At 62.0% G+C, this 276-nt stretch carries 1 protein-coding gene; it reads left to right on the top strand.

The annotated features are described in order from the left end of the window. On the top strand, positions 1-276 hold a 276-nt coding region (locus SB847_RS20935), incomplete at both ends, for an NADPH-dependent FMN reductase (protein ID WP_410578522.1).

Genomic DNA, 276 nt, shown 5'->3' with positions numbered 1-276 from the left:
ATCGGCGCATCGCCTGGCGGTATTGGCACGGCGGTCATGCAGTCGTCCATGCGAAGCGTTTTAAGCTTCCTTGACGCACCGCAGCTGAATGCCCCCGAGGCCTACATCCGCTTTGTCGCGGATGCCTACGACGACGACGGTTCAGTAAAGGACGAGGCCACCGCAGGTCTGCTGCGCCACTTCATGGAGGAATACAGCGCTTTCGTGCAGCGGGTCCTCGCGGCCAACGCTCCGGGCCATATCGGTGACCCGGAACCGGACAGTGACAAGCTGAAC

It is taken from the genome of Bacillus sp. SIMBA_026, from assembly GCF_046535335.1.
In the GTDB taxonomy this organism is placed as follows: domain Bacteria; phylum Bacillota; class Bacilli; order Bacillales; family Bacillaceae; genus Bacillus; species Bacillus velezensis.
This window is presented reverse-complemented; position numbering and strand designations above follow the sequence as displayed.